This is a genomic window from Priestia sp. FSL P4-0332, from assembly GCF_038005845.1.
Classification (GTDB): domain Bacteria; phylum Bacillota; class Bacilli; order Bacillales; family Bacillaceae_H; genus Priestia.
In genome coordinates, this window is the sequence record NZ_JBBOUA010000003.1 from 1 (window position 1) to 18,973 (window position 18,973).

19 protein-coding genes and 2 pseudogenes are annotated in these 18,973 nt (G+C 34.3%); 13 read left to right on the forward strand and 8 right to left on the reverse strand.

Annotation, left to right across the window (positions count from 1 at the left end; translation table 11 throughout):
- Positions 1-198: 198 nt before the first annotated feature.
- The gene (locus tag MKY06_RS28060; protein WP_098399576.1) at positions 199-555 is read right to left on the reverse strand and encodes a hypothetical protein; all 357 of its coding nucleotides are present in this window, start codon (positions 553-555) and stop codon (positions 199-201) included.
- A gap of 884 nt (positions 556-1,439) precedes the next feature.
- Positions 1,440-2,315 carry a LysR family transcriptional regulator gene (locus tag MKY06_RS28065; RefSeq protein WP_053488325.1) on the reverse strand — a complete coding sequence of 292 codons (876 nt, stop codon included), beginning with the start codon at positions 2,313-2,315 and terminating at the stop codon, positions 1,440-1,442.
- Between the two features lie 140 nt (positions 2,316-2,455).
- Here MKY06_RS28065 and MKY06_RS28070 point away from each other — a divergent pair, with 140 nt between their 5' ends.
- The 4 genes from MKY06_RS28070 (at position 2,456) to MKY06_RS28085 (ending at position 5,593) form a co-directional block, all read left to right on the forward strand.
- Positions 2,456-3,043, forward strand: coding sequence for a non-oxidative hydroxyarylic acid decarboxylases subunit B (locus tag MKY06_RS28070; protein WP_053488324.1), 588 nt, complete (start codon positions 2,456-2,458; stop codon positions 3,041-3,043).
- Positions 3,044-3,307: 264 nt separating this feature from the next.
- Complete coding sequence (locus MKY06_RS28075; RefSeq protein WP_255260820.1) at positions 3,308-3,664, forward strand: hypothetical protein; 357 nt, start codon at positions 3,308-3,310, stop codon at positions 3,662-3,664.
- Positions 3,665-3,941: 277 nt separating this feature from the next.
- The gene (locus MKY06_RS28080) at positions 3,942-5,369 is read left to right on the forward strand and encodes a non-oxidative hydroxyarylic acid decarboxylases subunit C (RefSeq protein WP_098278967.1); all 1,428 of its coding nucleotides are present in this window, start codon (positions 3,942-3,944) and stop codon (positions 5,367-5,369) included.
- Positions 5,369-5,593 (forward strand): non-oxidative hydroxyarylic acid decarboxylases subunit D, encoded by a 225-nt coding sequence (locus tag MKY06_RS28085; protein WP_098278968.1) that lies wholly within the window; start codon positions 5,369-5,371, stop codon positions 5,591-5,593. Before MKY06_RS28080 ends, MKY06_RS28085 begins: the two co-directional genes overlap by 1 nt.
- Before the next feature lie 606 nt (positions 5,594-6,199).
- Here MKY06_RS28085 and MKY06_RS28090 read toward each other — a convergent pair.
- Positions 6,200-6,562 carry a winged helix-turn-helix transcriptional regulator gene (locus tag MKY06_RS28090; protein ID WP_034655752.1) on the reverse strand — a complete coding sequence of 121 codons (363 nt, stop codon included), beginning with the start codon at positions 6,560-6,562 and terminating at the stop codon, positions 6,200-6,202.
- Between the two features lie 606 nt (positions 6,563-7,168).
- Here MKY06_RS28090 and MKY06_RS28095 point away from each other — a divergent pair.
- Positions 7,169-7,258: pseudogene (locus tag MKY06_RS28095) on the forward strand (IS3 family transposase); the annotation flags it as partial.
- 126 nt (positions 7,259-7,384) lie between these two features.
- On the opposite strand, the gene MKY06_RS28100 reads toward MKY06_RS28095, so the two are convergent.
- From MKY06_RS28100 to hxlA, 3 genes are all read right to left on the reverse strand, one after another.
- A complete protein-coding gene (locus MKY06_RS28100; RefSeq protein ID WP_098278970.1) occupies positions 7,385-8,101 on the reverse strand; it encodes a 3-ketoacyl-ACP reductase in 717 nt (238 codons plus the stop codon).
- 137 nt (positions 8,102-8,238) lie between these two features.
- Positions 8,239-8,796, reverse strand: a complete 558-nt coding sequence (gene hxlB, locus MKY06_RS28105) for a 6-phospho-3-hexuloisomerase (protein WP_098278971.1) — start codon at positions 8,794-8,796, stop codon at positions 8,239-8,241.
- A 7-nt stretch (positions 8,797-8,803) separates the two neighbouring features.
- Positions 8,804-9,451, reverse strand: coding sequence for a 3-hexulose-6-phosphate synthase (gene hxlA, locus MKY06_RS28110; protein ID WP_016766128.1), 648 nt, complete (start codon positions 9,449-9,451; stop codon positions 8,804-8,806).
- A gap of 222 nt (positions 9,452-9,673) precedes the next feature.
- Between hxlA and MKY06_RS28115 the strand changes: the two are divergent.
- The 3 genes and pseudogenes from MKY06_RS28115 (at position 9,674) to MKY06_RS28125 (ending at position 12,439) form a co-directional block, all read left to right on the forward strand.
- Positions 9,674-10,026: pseudogene (locus MKY06_RS28115) on the forward strand (winged helix-turn-helix transcriptional regulator).
- Positions 10,027-10,237: 211 nt separating this feature from the next.
- Complete coding sequence (locus tag MKY06_RS28120) at positions 10,238-11,089, forward strand: YitT family protein (RefSeq protein WP_016766126.1); 852 nt, start codon at positions 10,238-10,240, stop codon at positions 11,087-11,089.
- 459 nt (positions 11,090-11,548) lie between these two features.
- Entirely contained in the window at positions 11,549-12,439 is an 891-nt protein-coding gene (locus MKY06_RS28125) for an aldo/keto reductase (protein WP_098399577.1), read from the forward strand.
- Between the two features lie 174 nt (positions 12,440-12,613).
- On the opposite strand, the gene MKY06_RS28130 is transcribed toward MKY06_RS28125, so the two are convergent.
- Entirely contained in the window at positions 12,614-12,826 is a 213-nt protein-coding gene (locus MKY06_RS28130) for a transposase (RefSeq protein WP_098399578.1), read from the reverse strand.
- A 214-nt stretch (positions 12,827-13,040) separates the two neighbouring features.
- On the opposite strand from MKY06_RS28130, the gene MKY06_RS28135 reads away from it, so the two are divergent.
- Positions 13,041-13,964 carry a PLP-dependent cysteine synthase family protein gene (locus MKY06_RS28135; RefSeq protein WP_098399579.1) on the forward strand — a complete coding sequence of 308 codons (924 nt, stop codon included), beginning with the start codon at positions 13,041-13,043 and terminating at the stop codon, positions 13,962-13,964.
- 1 nt (position 13,965) lies between these two features.
- Positions 13,966-15,099, forward strand: coding sequence for a bifunctional cystathionine gamma-lyase/homocysteine desulfhydrase (locus tag MKY06_RS28140; protein ID WP_340962063.1), 1,134 nt, complete (start codon positions 13,966-13,968; stop codon positions 15,097-15,099).
- Between the two features lie 77 nt (positions 15,100-15,176).
- Here the strand turns inward: MKY06_RS28140 and MKY06_RS28145 are convergent, their stop codons facing one another.
- On the reverse strand, positions 15,177-15,311 hold the full coding sequence (locus MKY06_RS28145) for a M1 family metallopeptidase (RefSeq protein WP_141542132.1): 135 nt from the start codon (positions 15,309-15,311) through the stop codon (positions 15,177-15,179).
- Between the two features lie 910 nt (positions 15,312-16,221).
- On the opposite strand from MKY06_RS28145, the gene MKY06_RS28150 reads away from it, so the two are divergent.
- From MKY06_RS28150 to aroQ, 3 genes are read left to right on the forward strand one after another with little or no spacing between them, the layout of a single operon-like run.
- On the forward strand, positions 16,222-17,403 hold the full coding sequence (locus MKY06_RS28150; protein WP_098476600.1) for an MFS transporter: 1,182 nt from the start codon (positions 16,222-16,224) through the stop codon (positions 17,401-17,403).
- Positions 17,404-17,453: 50 nt separating this feature from the next.
- Entirely contained in the window at positions 17,454-18,356 is a 903-nt protein-coding gene (gene aroE / locus MKY06_RS28155) for a shikimate dehydrogenase (protein ID WP_055992768.1), read from the forward strand.
- Positions 18,357-18,411: 55 nt separating this feature from the next.
- Positions 18,412-18,855, forward strand: a complete 444-nt coding sequence (gene aroQ, locus MKY06_RS28160; protein ID WP_061860384.1) for a type II 3-dehydroquinate dehydratase — start codon at positions 18,412-18,414, stop codon at positions 18,853-18,855.
- The last annotated feature ends 118 nt before the right edge of the window (positions 18,856-18,973 follow it).

The window sequence follows — 18,973 nt, forward strand, 5'->3', positions numbered from 1 at the left end:
GGTATAAACCACTTCAGATAAATTAGATCATCCAAAATACATTCTAAACACAGAAGGAACTACTGTGTTTAGAATGTATAACCTATACATGTTCAGTTACCATAATGTAAATTATCGGCAACAACATAATAAAAGCCCTTTTTAAGGGCTTTTATAGCTAGCTATCTACTTATTTTTATTATTCAACTCTCGCCAATCCTAATATGAACTATATAATTCATCATGCAAAAAATCTTCTTCTTCTTCCTGCTTTTCCACCAACTTTAAGCCAAACCACATGTCATGATCATTTTCTAATACAGGATCACTTACTCCATCAAGTAAACAAAAAGCACTATGAAAGGCGCCCATTATATTATCTCTTACGATTTTTTCAATTGCACTAATACTTTCATCTGTGAATTCCTGGGTCTCTAAAGAATTTATTTCATCTTTAGTTAAATTGAATTCTTCCCACGGTAATTCCTTAGGAGGTTGTTTTAATTGTTCCCCTATTTCTGAATATTCTTTGATAATATTATGTAGTTCTCTTAAAAATAACTGCTTAGAATCCATATTTTATTCTCCTATATGTATGTTATGGGTGCTATTTATTATATCAAATTTACTTTGATATTCATTGTATAGAGTATACAAGCTTAGTTAACATAATAAGCGTTATAGGAAATAATAATAAGATACGAATAGCTCCTTATAGGTGTCAAAAATCAAAGCCCTTATAGACTTTATATATCATTTCATCATATTTTCATTATTAATTGTTAAATTAAATCTTGTGAAAAGCATACTGACATTTTTTCATAAGTTTAACCCCCTTTTAGACTCACTTTTAAGAAGTGAGTTTTTTATTTATAATATGGACTTGTTTAATCTTCACAACGTTCAATGAATAAAGAGTTTTAGGCATTGAACTAAAACAGTCTTATATTTTAAAGTAGAAAACCATTTTCTTGCTTATCAACATTACCAGAAGCAAAAAGAGCCTGAATCATTTAGAAACAGACTCTTTTTGCTTTGAATATATAAATTCCTTTACTTCTACAATTGAAAGACCTAGATGATATGCTTCTTCTTTTAATAAATCGCTTTCATGAAGAAAATATGTTATAATTAATTTGCTAAAACACACATTGCATATCTTGTTTTATAAAAAGCTGCCTCTCCTGACGCTCCGAGGCAGCTTTTTATTTTGTTAACGATAATAAATACTTTAACATCTTGTAATAGATTTAAGCATCTTGTCCGTACAAGTATACCTTTTTAGAAAAATGAACATCGAAATAAAAGAAAAAGGTAGGTTGCTATCTAAATAGAGGGGATTACAAAATTCATTTTTAGCCTTGTATGTATATGAATGTAAAAACTATATTTTCAATATTTATAGCTTGAAATTTTGTTTTTTACAAGTGAACAATATGGATAATAAAAAAGAGTTGCAACTAATTGTTAAAAAGCCGTAGAAATTCTCTTGTAGAAGCTGACAAGTAACTATTTGCTCTCCAAACTAAGGCTGGTTCTGATATCCATGGATTATCTTGAATTGAAATGATTTTAAATTCTTTCATTAATTTTTGATTTATCATAGATAATGGTAATATTGTTGCTCCAAATCCCATTTCTACTAAATTTAACAACATTGCAGAGTCATGACACTCACATAGGATATTGGGAGTTAAATTCAACTTTTGGAATACGTTAATGATTTGATCAAATAACCCAGTTCCTTCTGTAGGGCGTAATAGTAACAGAGGAATCTCAGAAATCTTCTGGATGCTTATGACCTTTTCGGCTAAGTTGTAATCATTAGGTACAACTAATACACATGGATCAACCTCCAATTTTTTCATCTCAATATCTTTTTGAGAAAATGGTCCGCCTGTAATAGCAATATCAATCTGACGATTCTTCAATAAGTTCATCAAATGAGTAGAGTCACCTTCCCAAATGTTAAATTTGATATGTGAGTATTTCTGCCGAAATTCCTTTAAATTAGAAAGTAAAATAGGGGCACAATAAATCGTGGATCCCACTGAGAGTGTTCCACTTATCTCCTCACTGAATTCTTTAACTTCTAGTATTGCCTCTTCCATTCCATGTAATAATTTTTTTGCTTTTTTCAGAAACAATTCTCCTTGAGCAGTTAGGGTTACTTTTTTCTTTTTATTTCTATCAAATAAGACAACACCTAATTCATCTTCCATCATTTTCAATTGTCGACTAAGTGGTGGTTGTGCCATATGTAGATGTTCTGCTGCTTTAGAAATAGTTCCTTGTTCTGCAATAGCTATAAAGTAGCGTAACTGCCTAATGTCCATGTTTACCCTCCAGAAATAATTATACCTTTAAAGTATTATATATAAACAATATAGATATTATCAATATAATACACTGAAGAGTATAATCATTTCTAGAGGTAACATTAGACTAAGGATAATAGAAAAAAGGAGAAATACAAATGAAAATAATCATAGGAATGTCTGGAGCAACGGGGGCTATTTTTGGTATTCGCCTTTTAGAACTTCTTAAAGAGACGGAAATAGAAACTCATTTAGTGATGTCCTCATGGGCAGCTGCGACAATTCAAGTAGAAACCCCTTATACAGCGAAGGAAGTGGAAGAATTAGCCGATTACACATATTCTTATAAAGATTTAGGAGCCAAAATTTCTAGTGGATCCTTCCAAGTGGATGGCATGATTGTCGCTCCTTGTAGTATGAAAACATTAGCTTCTATTCGTATGGGATTAGCAGATAACCTTGTGACACGTGCAGCTGATGTAATTTTAAAAGAACGAAAAAAACTGTTATTGTTGACACGCGAGACACCTCTTAATGATATTCACCTTGAAAATATGTTGGCGTTATCACGTATGGGAACAATGATTTTCCCTCCGATGCCTGCTTTTTATAATCATCCTGAAAATATTGATGATTTAATTAACCACATTATATACAGAGCATTAGATCAGTTCGACATTCATCTACCAGAAGCAAAAAGATGGGATGGCATAAAAAAAGAGAAAAATAAAAAAATCTTAAATTAATATATGGAAAAGGTTGGTCGTTGAATGAAGAGACTAGCCTTTTTTATCTGTATATAAATATGTTCATTAAATAATTAACTAAAGAGAAGGATAATTTAGAAAGGTGAGAAGAATGAATGAAGTAGAATATGAGAAATACAGAAAGAACGGAAGGAATTCTAGGAAGGAATCTGCTTGATTTTGAAGATAATTTATATGGTCATATGCTAGAATATAAGCCTTTTTTAAAAATAAGAGAGAAACAAATTAGGGAGGATAAAAGATATGCTAAAGTCAGATTCTCAAAAATGCGATGGAGCTAAGTATGTTATTACTATAAATCCTGATAAAATTCATTTACCAGATTCTGAATTCTTTAAATGGTGTCAATCCCTTTATGGCATTAACAAAGGAATTTATAACACTATTGACTTATGGTTTTATGAATCTAATAAACGAGATATATTATCTAGAAGGCGTTGTATTGTTGAATTTTTGACCTTTATCGCTAGCTGTAAAATGAATCGAAATCAGCATCATTCTCTTCGATTTGGACATAGAGGCCTTGTCAAAAAGCTTGAAGAGTTTTTTGACAAACAAGAGTATGAGGAGAATTTAAGGAAAAGAAACCATAATGATTAAAGAAGGCAGCTTTTATAAGTTGTCTTTTTTATTAAATTCCTAATGAGAGAAGTATAAAAAAGTTTCTAACAATTTTATACTGTTTTCTTTCTTCAATTACCTTTATAAAACAAGAAAGTGTATTTTTTATTAAACTGTAGCATCTAATATTATACCTTTAAGGTATATAATAAATACATAATAGATATTTCCAATATTAAAAATAGGAGAGTATACTCGTAGTTGTAAGGTAAACAAGCAAATTAAATTAGATAATGCAACGTAGGAGGAATACTTAATGGCTTACAGAGATTTAAGAGAATTTTTAGATTTACTTGAATCAGAGAATCAATTAGTCCGTATTAAAGAAGAGGTTATGCCTGAACCAGATTTAAGTGCGATTGGAAGATCTGCTCCAGACATGGAGAATGCACCCGCAGTTCTTGTGGAAAAAATAAAAGGGTATAAAACACCAGTTGTTTTAAATGTTCATGGGTCATGGCAGAATCATGCTTTAATGCTTAATATGCCAAAGGATACACCAGTTAAAGACCAATTTTTTGAGCTAGAAAAAATTTGGGATAGATATCCTATTAAACCAGTTTGGGTTGATAAAAAGGATGCTCCGGTTAAAGAAGTTGTAATCGAAGACGATATTAATTTATTTGATGTTCTACCATTATTCCGCATTAATGAATTTGATGCTGGATTTTATCTCTCAAAAGCTTTAATTGTGAGTAAAGATCCAAATAAACCAGATAGTTATGAAGAACAAAATGCTGGTACATATCGTATTCAAGTTAAAGGTAAAGATAAAGTAGGTATTCAACCACTTCCGTTCCACGATATTGCTGTTCATCTGAAACATGCTGAAGAAAAAAATGAACCACTACCAATTGCTATTTGCTTAGGTAACGATCCTGTATTAAGTTTTATGGCTAGTACGCCAATTGAATATGCTCAATCTGAATATGATTTTGCTGGAGCTCTAAAAGGTGAGCCGATTGAATTAACAAAGAGTGAAAACGGTAATTTAGATATCCCATCACGCAGCGAAATCGTATTAGAAGGTTACATCATGCCTCGTGAAAGAGAAATTGAAGGACCGTTTGGTGAGTTTCCAGGTAGTTATTCAGGTGCTCGCTTACAACCCATTGTTAAAATCACTAAAATTACTCATCGTCAAAACCCTATCTTTGAAAATTTATACTTAGGAATGCCATGGACTGAAATTGACTACTTAATGGCATTAAATACAAGCCTACCATTATACAAACAATTAAAACGTGATTTCCCAGAAGTTGAAGCTGTAAATGCAATGTATACACATGGTATTGGAACCATTGTTTCGACGAAATCTCGTTTTGGTGGATATGGAAAGGCAGTTGCTATGAGATTATTATCTACTCCTCACGGAATGCCTTATACAAAGATTGTAATCATTGTAGACGAATTTGTTGATCCATTTAATTTAGAACAAGTTATGTGGGCTTTAACAACACGAGTTCGTCCAGATAAAGATGTTTTCAAGGTACCATATGCACCTGGTATGCCACTAGATCCGTCTTCTGAGCCTGCTGGTATGCATACAAAATTAATTATTGATGCTACAACTCCAGTTGCACCTGACTTTGCTCGAGATACCGAATTACTAGCTGTTCCAGAAAAAGCAGAGGAATGGTCAAAAACTCTTCGCGATTTAGTTAAAAAAGGAGGAAATAAATAATGAAATGTCCTAGATGTGAATCTAAAAAAATAAGTCTATTAACAAAAGCTCCAGTGGATGACGCTTGGGAAGTATATATTTGTGAAACTTGTACTTTGTCATGGAGAAATACAGAAGGCTCTAATGTAACTGACCCAGAAAAATATGATAAACGTTTTAAGCTAAATCCTGCTGAATTCAAAGAATTGGATCAAATTCCTCCAATTCCTGAGTTGAAAAAATAATTATTGAAAAAGATCCCTATTGACGAATTAAATAGGGGTCTTTTTGAATCTATAAAAGAGTCTAAAATGATTATTCTTGAACTAGTTCTAATCAACTAAATACCAGGATTATCATTACCCCGTTTTCACAAGTGCATTTTGTTTATTTAGCAAATTTTACTTTTACTTAAATGGGTATATCCACATGGTGGACATTGTTTATTATTATGGGTAAATGTTAAACTTCTTTCACAACCCCAACGATGTTTCCCTTTGAGATTTTCCATTAGAATGTCTCCTTTTGTACCATCCATCAACTTGCTAACGAGGATTCGCATTGCTTTGCTAAAACATTATATTACGTATATTTCATCTTTAAAAGTACACACTTTATTTGCATATAGTTATATCGAGGTAAGCTAATGTGGGAATTAATACTATGACTATAAAAGTAAAAAGGCCTTGGACAGCGAGTATGTAACCGTCACTGTTCAAGGCTTTTTAATACTATTTCTATAAGAAAGTATAGTTTCTACTCTTTAAATAGATGGGGAAAAACCACGATTAATAATGGCTAACCGTGGTAAGTTATTATTGTCTTAAATCATGAAAAGAAACTTTTTTCTACTAAGTGGCTGATTTGTCTTCAGTTTCCTCTTCCAATACATTCACAATATAACCTTTGCCCCATTCATACATAGCATCTAAAATCGGTATAAGACTTTTTCCATGCTCAGTCAATGAATATTCAACTTTAGGTGGAACTACAGGATAAACTTTTCGATGTACTATTAAATGATCTTCAAGTTCGCGTAATTGATTAACAAGCATTCGTTGGGTAATACCCGGCATAAGGGATTTTAATTCACCAAATCGTTTAGTTCCTTCTTTACCTAGATGCCATAAAATTAACATTTTCCATTTACCACCAATTATTGAAAGTGTCAATTCTTTTTCACAGTTAAATGTTTTCTCTCCTAAATTTGGCATTTACTTCACCTCCCCCTTATTTTACCCAACAGTATACTTTTTATCACTATATGTAGTAAAAGTATGTACTCTTAATTCATTAACATACTCAGTATACTCAGTATACTAAGAAACGTGCTAGTGAGTAAATAGCTTTTCGAAAGGAAACATTTACACCGGTATAATGACAGCCTATTAGCACAATATAAAATCATATTAAAAGGAGAAAATATTCTAGTATCTTCTCAGCTTCCCACCAATTTAAATGAATATCACTTTGAGATTCTGGATAAATAAGGTTTTCTTTCTTGTCTACTGTAAAATCACTCAGTGTAAATATACCTTGTGATTCATAAGCTTCCTTAACTATTCGGCTATTGCCCTGTTCTTCTTTCTCTAACAAAACATAATTTGTTATACTTAATCGTTTTCGAGAGAATTCATCTATAGGCGTCTTTTTAGGAGCTTTGTAAACTTTTTCATTACGTGGGAAGCGCTTATAGAACAAGTAGTATTATTGGTATATATTTAGAAAATTTGGAATTTATTATAAATTACCATCATCTCAATCTATAAGTTTTAGAAAATGGATATAATTCTATTCTCTTTTCCTTAATTGAGTTTTTAGATGAACTAAAACGTAAAATAGACAATTACATTACTTACTATAACCATAACAGATATCAATGGAACCTAAAAAAGATGGCCCCTGTATAATACAGAGATCATCTTCTTCAGGCTACCTAATATTTTTTGGAAAATATCCTTTACAAAGGCTACACTGTACAACTAGGTTCCTGCTTCTTATCCAATATAGACAAGAAGAGTCGATCGCTTCTCAAATTAAGGATTAGTTGACCATAATCCTGAAGTCTTTACTAGGACTCTTGGATGAAGCTTTAACCCTGCTACAAGCAGCTCTGCTAAATCTTCTGATTGCATAACATTTTCAGGATTTCCACTGATAAGATTGGCTTCAATTGCCAAATCAGTTGCAACTGTACTTGGTGTTAAAGCTGTTACACGGATATTATGCTTTCTTACCTCTAGCATGAGTGATTCTGTTAGTCCTAAAACAGCAAATTTAGAAGCGCTGTAAGCACTTGTAACAGGTGCTCCTTTTTGACCCGCAGTTGAGGAGATATTCACAATATCTCCTGATTTTCTTTCAATCATATCAGGTAAAACAGCTCTTGTTACATTATATACACCCATCAAGTTTACTCGGATGATGTTTTCCCATTCTTCTGGAGTTAAATCAAGAAAACCGCCAAATTTAGCTATACCTGCATTGTTGATTAAAATATCAATAAAACCTAGGTCTGATTTGATATGTTCAACAGCATGATGGACTGCTTCAAGATCGGCTACATCTGCTGTTGCTGCTGAAACGTTCACATCATATTGCTCTAGTTCTGCGGTTACCTTTTCAAGATTTGACATCGTTAATCCAATCAAGCCTAGATGAACTCCTTCTTTTGCTAAAGCAATCGCAGTAGCACGACCGATTCCTCTGCCTGCCCCAGTAATTAAAGCAGTTTTTCCTTTTAGTGAAATCATGATATCATTCCTTATTAAAAAATTTTAGAATAATTGTTAATAATAACAAATTGATGTTTTAAAAACTTACCAAAAGACCGCAACATTTCTTTAGAATGTCTGCGGTCTTTTGGTTATTACATTCCTAGGACTATATTTTATTCAAGATTGGCATGTCTGCCATACATCTTATTGGTATCTAATCCCTTTTTCTCCATGAATCTCAAGATGACGGCATCATAAAAAAGTAAAAGAGTCTGCTCAAATAGTGAGCCCATTGGTTGGATGGTTTTATAATCGCCCTTTGATTGGTCTTTCGGTGATCCAGGCAATTTAATGGTGACATCTGCTAACTGTCCAATAGTGGAATCAGGGAATATCGTGACAGTTGCAATTTTACCACCAATGCTTTTTGCTTTTTCAGCCATGGAGACTAAGCTTTTTGTTTCACCGGATCCGGATCCGATGATTAAGATATCCTCTTTTTCAAAGTTGGGAGTTACCGTTTCACCGATTACATAAGAATCAATTCCCATATGCATCATCCGCATGGCGAAGGATTTGGCCATGAAGCCTGATCTGCCTGCACCGGCGACAAAAACCTTTTTGGATTCAAGTATCCCGTTGACGAGTTTTTCAGCTTCTTCATCTGCGATTAAGTCAGCTGAATGCTTAAGCTCTTTTAAGATTTCTGCTAAATATTGAGTCGTCTGCATCTTAGGATTAACCTGCTGTAACCGTTTGTTCTTTGATCATTTGTTGCATTTTGGCAGCAGCAGCTTTTTTATCAGCTTGTCCAGTAATCCCGCCACCTACAATGACAAGGTCTGGATTTACTTTAATGACTTCTGGAAGTGTTTCTAACTTAATGCCGCCTGCGATGGCTGTTTTAGCGTTTTTAACCACACTTTTGATGGTTTGTAGATCTTCAAAAGAATTTTTTCCGACTGCTTGAAGATCGTAGCCCGTGTGAACACAAATATAATCCACGCCCATAGCATCCACTTCTTTAGCACGTCCAGTAAGGTCTTTTACCGCAATCATATCGACAAGGACTTTTTTACCTTGTTTTTTCGCTTCTTCTACAGCACCTTTAATCGACATATCTTCAGCCGTTCCAAGAATAGTGATGATATCAGCACCTGCTTCGGAAGCTTTCATCACTTCATATCCAGCAGCATCCATAATTTTCAGGTCTGCTAATACTTTTAAGTTAGGGAATGCTTCTTTTACTGCCTTTACAGCATGGAGACCTTCGTTGATCACAACCGGTGTTCCGATTTCTACGATATCAATATGCTCCTCTACTTCTTTTACCAATTCGATTGCTTCTGGAATGTTGACTAAATCTAATGCTAATTGTAATTCCATCTATGTTTCACTCCTCATAATTTTTTAAGTTTGTTGCACAGTAGTAATAATGCCCATTGCTCACTTTCATTTCTCCTGGCAACTGTAACCAATGCTCTTGTTAACGATGGTACCATGTTAGTATAATGCGTATATTGAAAGTGTGAAAGTACGCACTTTATTTTTACATAGTGTTAAAAAGTATACTATGGGTTATTCTATATAGAAGTGGAGGTGAAACAAATGTCACGTATGCAGGACAAAATGTTTAATTGTGAAAAAGAATTAACGCTTTATGTTATTGGCGGTAAATGGAAAATGCTGATTTTGTGGCATTTAGGAAAAGAGGGAACGAAGCGATTTGGTGAGCTGAAAGCTCTTATGCCGGGCATTACTCAACGAATGCTTGTTAACCAATTACGCGAGCTAGAAGACGACCTCATTGTTGAACGAAAAGTCTATCCTGTTGTGAATATTCATTGACCGAACAAGGAAAAAGCTTAATGCCAATACTGGATTCCATGTATAAATGGGGTAAAAACTATATGGAGAATGTGATGGATACTCCTGCCAATAAAAGTGCGTCTATTAAATAGCAATCGTTCTAAAAATAGGGAATTAAAACCACAAATAGACTTTTAATAAGTCAAGACCTGTGGTCTTTTTATTTGCAATGATCCAGTGTATAAGGTAAATAAAGGAGTACAATCTGGAAAAAGGTAAATAATATTCCTGTGTTGTAAAGGATTATAGCTGAACTGTTTTATAGTAAGGAATCAAGAATAATACATATTTTGAGGTGAGATGATGAAAAAATTTGTTGAGTATGTTTTTTTAACTTTTGGGGCGTCAATCGTTGCTATGGGATTAGAAACGATGTTAGCACCAAACGGGCTAGTAGATGGTGGTGTAACAGCCTTATCGATTATGGCCAATGCTTTATGGGGAATCCCAATTTATTTTGTATTTTTGGGCTTAAATATTCCTATCTTAATTTTTACAGCTAAAGAAGTGGGTAAAACCTTTGTCATTAGAACTCTATATGCAAATATCATTACTACCGTTGGTTTAGTACTATTTAAATCGATTCCTCCTATTACTCAATCTGAAGTATTAATTGTTCTATACGGTGGGGTAATCTTAGGAGTTGGGATAGGAATCGTTGTAAAATTTGGCGGTGCAATAGATGGCACTGAAATGCTGGCGATTTGGTTTAACCAACACTATCAATTTCCGATTGCCTCATTTTTATTAGTCGTAAATGCTTTCATATTTACGATTGCGGCGGTTGTCTATACATTGGAACAGGCCATGCTTTCTCTGGCAGTTTTTTATATAGTGACGAAAATGATTAATTATGTTTTAGATGGATTAAATCATGGGAAATCTGTCATGATCATTTCAGAAAAACCTGATGAAGTTGGAGATAGTATTATCAATCATTTAAATATCAGCATCACATTTTTATATGGAGAAGGCGGTTTTTTAGGGAAAAAAAAGAAGGTTATTTATTGTATTACGAACAGGTTTCTTTTTTCTAAATTAAAAAGTGTCGTTTTAGCAACAGATCCATCAGCTATTATGGAGGCGTCCTATGTTTGTGAAACATCTGGTATAGATAGGTCGCTTATACTACCGAAAGCAAATCCTTCTAAATAATAAAGCTTAATATTTGCTTATATTAGTTAGCCTCATGTTGATACTTATGTATATCCCCATTATAAACCAATTCACAAAGGTTTGATAAATGCCTGTGCAAACAAAAGGGCAAAGAGTCAGCAGTAAGCAAAAACATTACAACGAGTCGTGACCCCAAGGATATTCCTTTATTTATCATGAGTCGATAAAACTATTTTTAAAATAATGACTCTAAGGAAATTTTGAAAGATCCTCGTAAATATAGAAGTGGTGAGGATGGCCTATGAGTGTCAGACACTCATAGGCCATCCTCACTTTCTTTGTTTTTTTGCACAGACGGAAGCAGAAATGGCCATATCATGCAATAAAGAATGGATTTGTTGGTTACGGGAATTCTAAATATATGCGTACTTTATACGTAGAGACGTTAACAGTCTACTTCTATGATAACCAAATACATAAAAGAAAGGGTCGAGCCTAATGGATGAAAAAAAAAGAGCCGAAATTAAAAATGCATTAGCCAAACACGTGGTAACCCTACCTGACGGCACTTCTTTACCTAGTTTAGGACAAGGAACATGGTACATGGGGGAAAATCCCCAAGTGAGAGACAAAGAAATAAAAGCCTTGCAGCTCGGCCTAGAATTGGGCATGACACTTATTGACACTGCTGAAATGTACGGAAATGGCGATTCTGAACGCTTAGTTGGCGAAGCCATTAAAGGACGCAGAAATGAAGTCTTTTTAGTCTCAAAAGTGTATCCCCATCATGCAGGTTTAGATATGATTTCAAAAGCATGTGAAAACAGCTTAAAGCGACTCGGAACAGACCACTTGGACTTATATCTTCTTCACTGGAGAGGACGTGTTCCTTTAGAGGAAACAATTGAAGGAATGGAAAAACTACGTGAAGAAGGGAAAATTTTAAGATGGGGCGTCTCTAATTTTGATACGGTTGATATGGAAGAGCTATGGAACACTACGAACGGGAAAAATTGTGTGACGAACCAAGTGCTATACCATTTAGGTTCAAGAGGAATCGACTTCGATCTCTTACCATGGCAGCGTGAACATAACATACCAATCATGGCCTACAGTCCCCTTGCTCAAGGAGGCTCTTTAAGAAGACAGCTTTTAAACGATCCAACTATTCATGATATTGCTGACAAATACAATGTCCAACCATTACAAATCGCTCTTGCTTGGACCATCCGTTCGAATAACGTCATCGCTATTCCAAAAGCAGTTCAAGATGAACATGTTTTAGCAAATGCTGAAGCAGCAACAATTGAGTTTACTGAAGAAGATCTCAGTAGAATTGATCAAGTATTTCCTAAACCTACTAGGAAAATGCCATTGGATATTATTTAAAAATTCACTTTAAAAAAGGACTCTTGTTGGAGTTGCTGACAATCTAATAGGAATTTCAAAAAAACTGTGTAGAATTTATTCCATACAGTTTTTTTATCGGGGAAATTTAATATCCTTATCGAATTATTCTCGCATCAAAACCCTATTTAGTTAGTTTTTGTTTAATGTTAATCGTTAAAAAGAGAAAAGGGACATACAAATATATAAAATAGAAGCCGACAGATGAGTATAAATTAGCCGATATTCTTCATATTGACTTATCCAACGGTATAGCGTATTAGGATGAATAGATAATTCTTTCGCAACCTCTTTTACAAATAGGTTCTCTTCCATCACCAACTGAACGGCAGCCATTTTAAATTGACGATTATAAACTTTTCTACCCATAAACCGAATCAGCTTTTTCTCTTAATTTAGTGTCCAGTTTATCATACCATCTCCAAACCGATGGCTGGTTTTTTAGTATCTTTTTTTCGATGCAATGATTTTGTCTGGATTATGGAGGGTGTTAAATTATAAACCTTTTCCAGCTATTTCTGATGACAGAAGTGGCAAAATAATTAAAAAAAAAATAAATCAATAGCCCGGAAAGGGTGTTTTTATGAAGATATTTAAAGATATCCATTCAATAATCGGAAATACTCCAATTTTAGAAATAAACAGCTTTTCTTTGCCGGAAGGTGCCCATATTTTTGCCAAGCTTGAATTTATGAATCCAGGAGGAAGTGTGAAAGACCGATTAGGTCAGGAGCTTCTAAGAGAGGCAATTGAAAGCGGAAGGTTAAAAAGAGGCGGAACTATAATTGAACCAACCGCTGGAAATACTGGGATTGGTATAGCCCTTGCTGCGCTAAACCAAGATATAAATGTGATCTTTTGTGTTCCTGAGAAATTCAGTACAGAAAAGCAGCTAATTATGAAGGCGTTAGGAGCGGAAATCGTTCACACCCCTACTGAAAAGGGAATGAAGGGAGCTATTGAAAAAGCTGCAGAGCTGGTGGAAGAAATCCCTGGTTCCTTCTCTCCTCAGCAATTTTCCAATCCTGCCAATCCTCAAACGTATTATAAAACCCTTGGTCCTGAAATCTGGGACCAGATGGATGGAAAAGTGAATATATTCGTTGCTGGAGCTGGATCTGGCGGGACCTTCATGGGTACGGCTAAATTTTTAAAAGAAAAAAATAAGGAGATCAAAACGGTAATTGTTGAACCTGAGGGTTCAATTATCAATGGCGGGCAGCCAGGACCTCATAAAACAGAAGGGATTGGAATGGAATCGTTGCCTGATTTCATGGACCCGTCTTATTTTGACTACATCCATACTATTTCTGATCAGGATGCCTTCAGTCTTGTAAGTGAACTGGCATTAAAAGAAGGACTATTGGTTGGAAGTTCATCGGGTGCAGCTTTTAAGGCTGCTCTTATTGAAGCTGAACATGCGGCTACAGAAACGAATATTGTTGTTATTTTTCCAGATGGAAGTGAAAGATACTTAAGTAAGAATATTTATGAAGGTGGGATTTGAGATGAAAAGGAAGACAAAGCTTATTCATGGAGGGATCAGCAGTGACCCGCATACTGGTGCAGTTTTAGTACCAATCTACCAGGTCAGTACCTACAAACAGGAAGGTGTAGGGGGACATAAAGGTTTTGAATATTCACGTACCGGTAATCCAACAAGGCAGGCTCTTGAAGAATTAATAAAAGATATTGAAGGCGGCACTGCCGGCTTCGCTTTTGGTTCGGGAATGGCTGCTATTACAGCAGTCATGATGCTGTTTAATAAAGGAGATCATGTCATCATGACAGATGATGTATATGGCGGAACATTCCGGGTGATGAGCAAAGTGCTGAATCGATTTGGAATTGAATCTACCTTTGTAGATACAAGCAACCTGAAAAATATCCACAGTGAGATACGTGAAAATACCAAAGCTCTTTATTTAGAAACACCAACCAATCCGCTTTTAAAAATTTCAGATATTGAGGCAGCTTCCAGTTTGGCAAAAGAAAACGGTCTGTTAACCATTGTTGATAATACTTTTTCCACCCCTTACTGGCAAAATCCAATTGAACTTGGTGCAGATATTGTATTGCACAGTGCCACCAAATATATTGGAGGACATAGCGATGTGGTAGCAGGTCTTGTGGTTGTAAACACCGAGAAGCTTGCCCAGGATCTCCACTTTGTGCAAAATTCTACAGGTGGTGTACTGGGACCTCAGGATTCATGGCTATTAATGAGGGGGATCAAAACCTTGGGTATCAGAATGGAAGAGACAGAGGAAAATACTGCAGCTATTGTAAATTTCCTGACTCAGCATCCTTCTGTCAAAAAGGTATTTTATCCTGGCCTTGAGAACCATCCAAACCATGAAATTGCCAAAAAACAGGCCAGAGGTTTCGGAGGAATGGTGTCATTTGATGTGGGCAGTGGGGAAAAAGCAGATCATCTATTAAGTAAAATTCATTACTTCACTTTAGCTGAGAGTCTTGGTGCGGTTGAAAGTTTAATATCCGTGCCGGCCCGCATGACACATGCATCCATTCCAGCGGAGCGAAGAGCAGAGCTCGGCATTACTGAAGGTCTGGTTCGCATTTCGGTAGGGCTAGAGGATGTAGAAGATTTAATTGAGGATCTTCGAAAGGCGCTTGAGTAAACAACCAATGATTTTAAAAGCAGTTCTATAATTGTGCTGTATATAAAACACATAAAAGAAGCAGAGTACATTTTAAATTACTCTGCTTCTTTTATGTGTACATATCCTAACTGATCTACTATTATTTCCAGTTGTTCGAATGGATAAGGACCAATATTCTCTTGAAAGTAGTTAAGAGCAGATGAAGCTTCTTCACTTATTTCTTTATACAACCGATCATCCTTATCTAGTCCTATAAATCTAATATTTACCTTCTCTTCATTTTTAACACATAAAATAATTATTAAGTCGATAAAATATATAATAATTAAACATTTTTCAATTAAATATTATTGTTGAATATTAGCGTTAGAATGCTAAATCAAAGGATTCATGAATAAATATTTGAATGTTGAATTGTTAAAATAGCTTATGAATAAAGGATTAAAAGATTTTGTCACAGACTTGACACATTTTATTTTCAGGAGTATATTTGTCTCGTCGGTATATTGTTATACTAAATTGAATCGCTTACAAATTACCAAACTGATAATAATTAAGTGTTACTGAAAATATATTGTTATACTGAGGTTATTCATTTATAAACGTCAAGTTTATAATTCTTAATAATTTCCAAAATTAGATCGATCTAATAAACGTTAAAAATATCATTTTTCTTCACATTCAAAATTAGATCGATCTAATTATTTAATATTTATATATCTGTCTGAGAGAATAAGTTCTAATAAATTTTTTAGTATAACAATACACTCTCGTTTAAATATTAACTTGTATCATGCAACCTACAGTGTGAATGGATTTTAAAAATTTGTTAAAAAGAAAGCGTTTCAATTAATGGTAAACTGCTTAAAAAAATTCAGTTAGAAAACTATGTGTTTTTTAAGCAATCTAATCTCTGCAGCAAAACCTCCACATAAAAGATATTAGTCAGGAGTGATGCCTTTGATTTGAGATATTCTAATTATTAATTTTATTATCTTAAGATTTTTAGAATGTGAAATAATATTAGTTTTGAAAGAGGTGTTGCCTAAAAAAGTACTGATACTAGAGTAATTTAAAATGTTTGAAAAACCAAAAATTAAAGCTTTTGTTTAAAAAGGTTTTGTATATAGGAGTGAAAACATGAAAAATCCTTACATCAAATCATCTTTCGGGATGTATATGAACTACTTAATGCTCGGTATGATTAACATTATTATTGCATCAAATATGGACAACTTATCAGAACGCTATGGTGTAACTATTGCCAAAATTAGTTTACTTGTATCAGCTATAGGAATTGGTAAATTAATTGCTCTCTTCTTTGTCGGTCGTCTTTCAGATGGTTGGGGTCGTAAACCAGTAATCATTACCGCCAATTTTCTTTATTTATTATTCCTCGTAGGAATACCGACAACAACAAGTTATGTACTTGCTTTTGTCTTTGCCATTTCAGCAGGTATTGCTAACTCATTACTTGATTCAGGAACATATCCGGCATTAACAGAATCGTTTCCGACAAAAGCGAGTTCTGCTTCTGTATTAGTAAAGGCATCGGTATCGATTGGGGCAACATTACTACCATTTATAATGGCAATTTTAGTCGCAAACCATATCTTCTGGGGCTGGACATTCTTTGGAATGGGCGCATTATATCTATTAACTGGAATTTATTTGATTTTTATGCCATTTCCAAACCACAAATTAGTTTCAACGAAAGGAGGCGATATAAGCCAAACAGACTTTAAAGAACAGCCAAAGTTTCTTGGCGAAGGCTTAGCCATCATCCTAATGGGATTTACTTCAACAGCATTATTCGTTGTGTGGCAAACATGGTTACCCCAATTAGGAACAAAACTTATAGGACTTGAATCTACTCAAGCAATACAATTGCTATCTTATTTCAGTATAGGTGCTCTTGTATCTGTACTTTTACTGGCAATTATGTTGGATAAATTTATCTCACCTATTATGATTGCGATCATCTATCCAATTGGTGCCTTCTTATCCATGCTTACATTATTCATGGTGGAATCATACAGTATTGTAATAGTAAGCACATTCTTAATGGGATTATTCACATCAGGTATTTTCCAACTAGCTCTAAGTATTATGATGAAGCTTTTCCCTGCAAGTAAAGCGACAGCATCTTCGTATGTAAATATCGCTGCGAGTTCAGCTTTTATCCTTGTACCCATTATTACGAGTGGTTTAGTAAGCTCACTTGGAATTTCAATGACATTAATCTTCGACATGATTATCGCAGTAATTAGTGTCATACTTGCCGTATTTGTACTGACTAGACTAAAAAAGATCTTTGGCTAACAAAAAACAAATTTATCGATTGAATATTTAATTTGAAGGAGATTTTCAACATGACACACACAGTACATGAAAAAAACATTGATGGAAAAACAAAATTAGTAGGACTGCTTGCAACACCCATTGGACATAGTCTTTCACCACGAATGCACAATCTTGGTTATACATTAGCAGGGTTAAACTATGCATACCTTGCATTTGAGGTAGGGAATAATGAATTAGAAAAAGCAGTTAATGGTTTTAAAGCAGCAGGGGTAGCTGGATTCAATGTATCCATGCCAAATAAAATGAAGGTATTAGAATACCTTGATGAGCTAGACGATTCAGCTAAATACACACGAGCAAGCAACACAGTAGTTAATCAAGATGGTAGATTAATTGGTTATAATACGGATGGCCTTGGATACGTAAAAAATTTAATCGACCACGATGTGAAACTTGAAGGTCAAAAAGTAACACTGGTTGGCTCAGGTGGAGCTGCAACACCAATTGCTATTCAGTTAACGCAATCAGGAATTCGAGAAATCAGTATTTTCGCTCGTAATGATGAGTACTTTGCTCAAGCAGAAGAAAACGTCAATTATATTAATAATGAAATGAAGGAATTCGGTGTTAAAGCCAACATTTTTCCGTTAGAAGATAAAGAAGCTTTCCGACGTGAGGTAGCAGAAAGTGCTATCTTGGCTAATGGAACAAGTCTTGGAATGAAACCATTAGATCACTTAAGTATTATAGACGACACTTTAGATGTATTACGTAAAGATTTAGTTGTAACAGATGTAGTGTACAATCCTCAAAAGACAAAATTATTAACTCAAGCAGAAGAAGCAGGTGCTAAAACTATTAATGGTTTAGGAATGATGTTATGGCAAGGTGCATTAGCATTTAAATTATTCACAGGCGTTGATATGCCAATGAAGCAAGTTAAAGAAATTTTATTTGCAGACAACAAATAATAAAAGAAAAAAATTTATAATATTTAAATATAAAAAACTGATTGGAGAGGCAGTTATGACTAAAATTTTAATGTTACATGGTGTAAATCATAATATGTTCGGTAAGCGTGATCCTAAACAATACGGTACGATTACCTTAGAGGAAATCAATAATAATATTGAGCAGTTAGCAGAAGAGTTAAACGTTGAGGTAGAAACGTTCCAAACAAATCACGAAGGTGAAATGGTTGAAAAAATTCATGAAGCTTTCCTATCAAAAGTAGATGGTGTTGTACTTAATGCAGGAGCTTGGACACATTATAGTTATGCAATTCGCGATGCTTTAGCGATTTTAACAGTACCAGTCATAGAAATTCATATGTCAAATATCCATTCACGTGAGGCTTTCCGTCATAAATCTGTGTTCGCAGAAATTGCGACTGGGCAAATTTCGGGATTCGGCGAGGAAAGTTACTTACTAGGTATTCGAGCAGCAGTAGCAGCAAGTTCTAATAAATAATTCTGATCAATATAAAATGAGAACGCCTAATAGTTATATTATGGTGTAAAAATTATCTAATGAACACATAGAAATTTCATTTTAAAGTAAGATGTAATTTTAAGTGAATTATTAGAAA

Coding starts and splice junctions, on each gene's coding strand:
- MKY06_RS28060 (WP_098399576.1), bottom strand. CDS start 555: ATGGATTCTAAGCAGTTATTTTTAAGAGAACTACATAATATTATCAAA.
- MKY06_RS28065 (WP_053488325.1), bottom strand. CDS start 2,315: ATGGACATTAGGCAGTTACGCTACTTTATAGCTATTGCAGAACAAGGA.
- MKY06_RS28070 (WP_053488324.1), top strand. CDS start 2,456: ATGAAAATAATCATAGGAATGTCTGGAGCAACGGGGGCTATTTTTGGT.
- MKY06_RS28075 (WP_255260820.1), top strand. CDS start 3,308: ATGCTAAAGTCAGATTCTCAAAAATGCGATGGAGCTAAGTATGTTATT.
- MKY06_RS28080 (WP_098278967.1), top strand. CDS start 3,942: ATGGCTTACAGAGATTTAAGAGAATTTTTAGATTTACTTGAATCAGAG.
- MKY06_RS28085 (WP_098278968.1), top strand. CDS start 5,369: ATGAAATGTCCTAGATGTGAATCTAAAAAAATAAGTCTATTAACAAAA.
- MKY06_RS28090 (WP_034655752.1), bottom strand. CDS start 6,562: ATGCCAAATTTAGGAGAGAAAACATTTAACTGTGAAAAAGAATTGACA.
- MKY06_RS28100 (WP_098278970.1), bottom strand. CDS start 8,101: ATGATTTCACTAAAAGGAAAAACTGCTTTAATTACTGGGGCAGGCAGA.
- hxlB (WP_098278971.1), bottom strand. CDS start 8,796: ATGCAGACGACTCAATATTTAGCAGAAATCTTAAAAGAGCTTAAGCAT.
- hxlA (WP_016766128.1), bottom strand. CDS start 9,451: ATGGAATTACAATTAGCATTAGATTTAGTCAACATTCCAGAAGCAATC.
- MKY06_RS28120 (WP_016766126.1), top strand. CDS start 10,238: ATGAAAAAATTTGTTGAGTATGTTTTTTTAACTTTTGGGGCGTCAATC.
- MKY06_RS28125 (WP_098399577.1), top strand. CDS start 11,549: ATGGATGAAAAAAAAAGAGCCGAAATTAAAAATGCATTAGCCAAACAC.
- MKY06_RS28130 (WP_098399578.1), bottom strand. CDS start 12,826: ATGGGTAGAAAAGTTTATAATCGTCAATTTAAAATGGCTGCCGTTCAG.
- MKY06_RS28135 (WP_098399579.1), top strand. CDS start 13,041: ATGAAGATATTTAAAGATATCCATTCAATAATCGGAAATACTCCAATT.
- MKY06_RS28140 (WP_340962063.1), top strand. CDS start 13,966: ATGAAAAGGAAGACAAAGCTTATTCATGGAGGGATCAGCAGTGACCCG.
- MKY06_RS28150 (WP_098476600.1), top strand. CDS start 16,222: ATGAAAAATCCTTACATCAAATCATCTTTCGGGATGTATATGAACTAC.
- aroE (WP_055992768.1), top strand. CDS start 17,454: ATGACACACACAGTACATGAAAAAAACATTGATGGAAAAACAAAATTA.
- aroQ (WP_061860384.1), top strand. CDS start 18,412: ATGACTAAAATTTTAATGTTACATGGTGTAAATCATAATATGTTCGGT.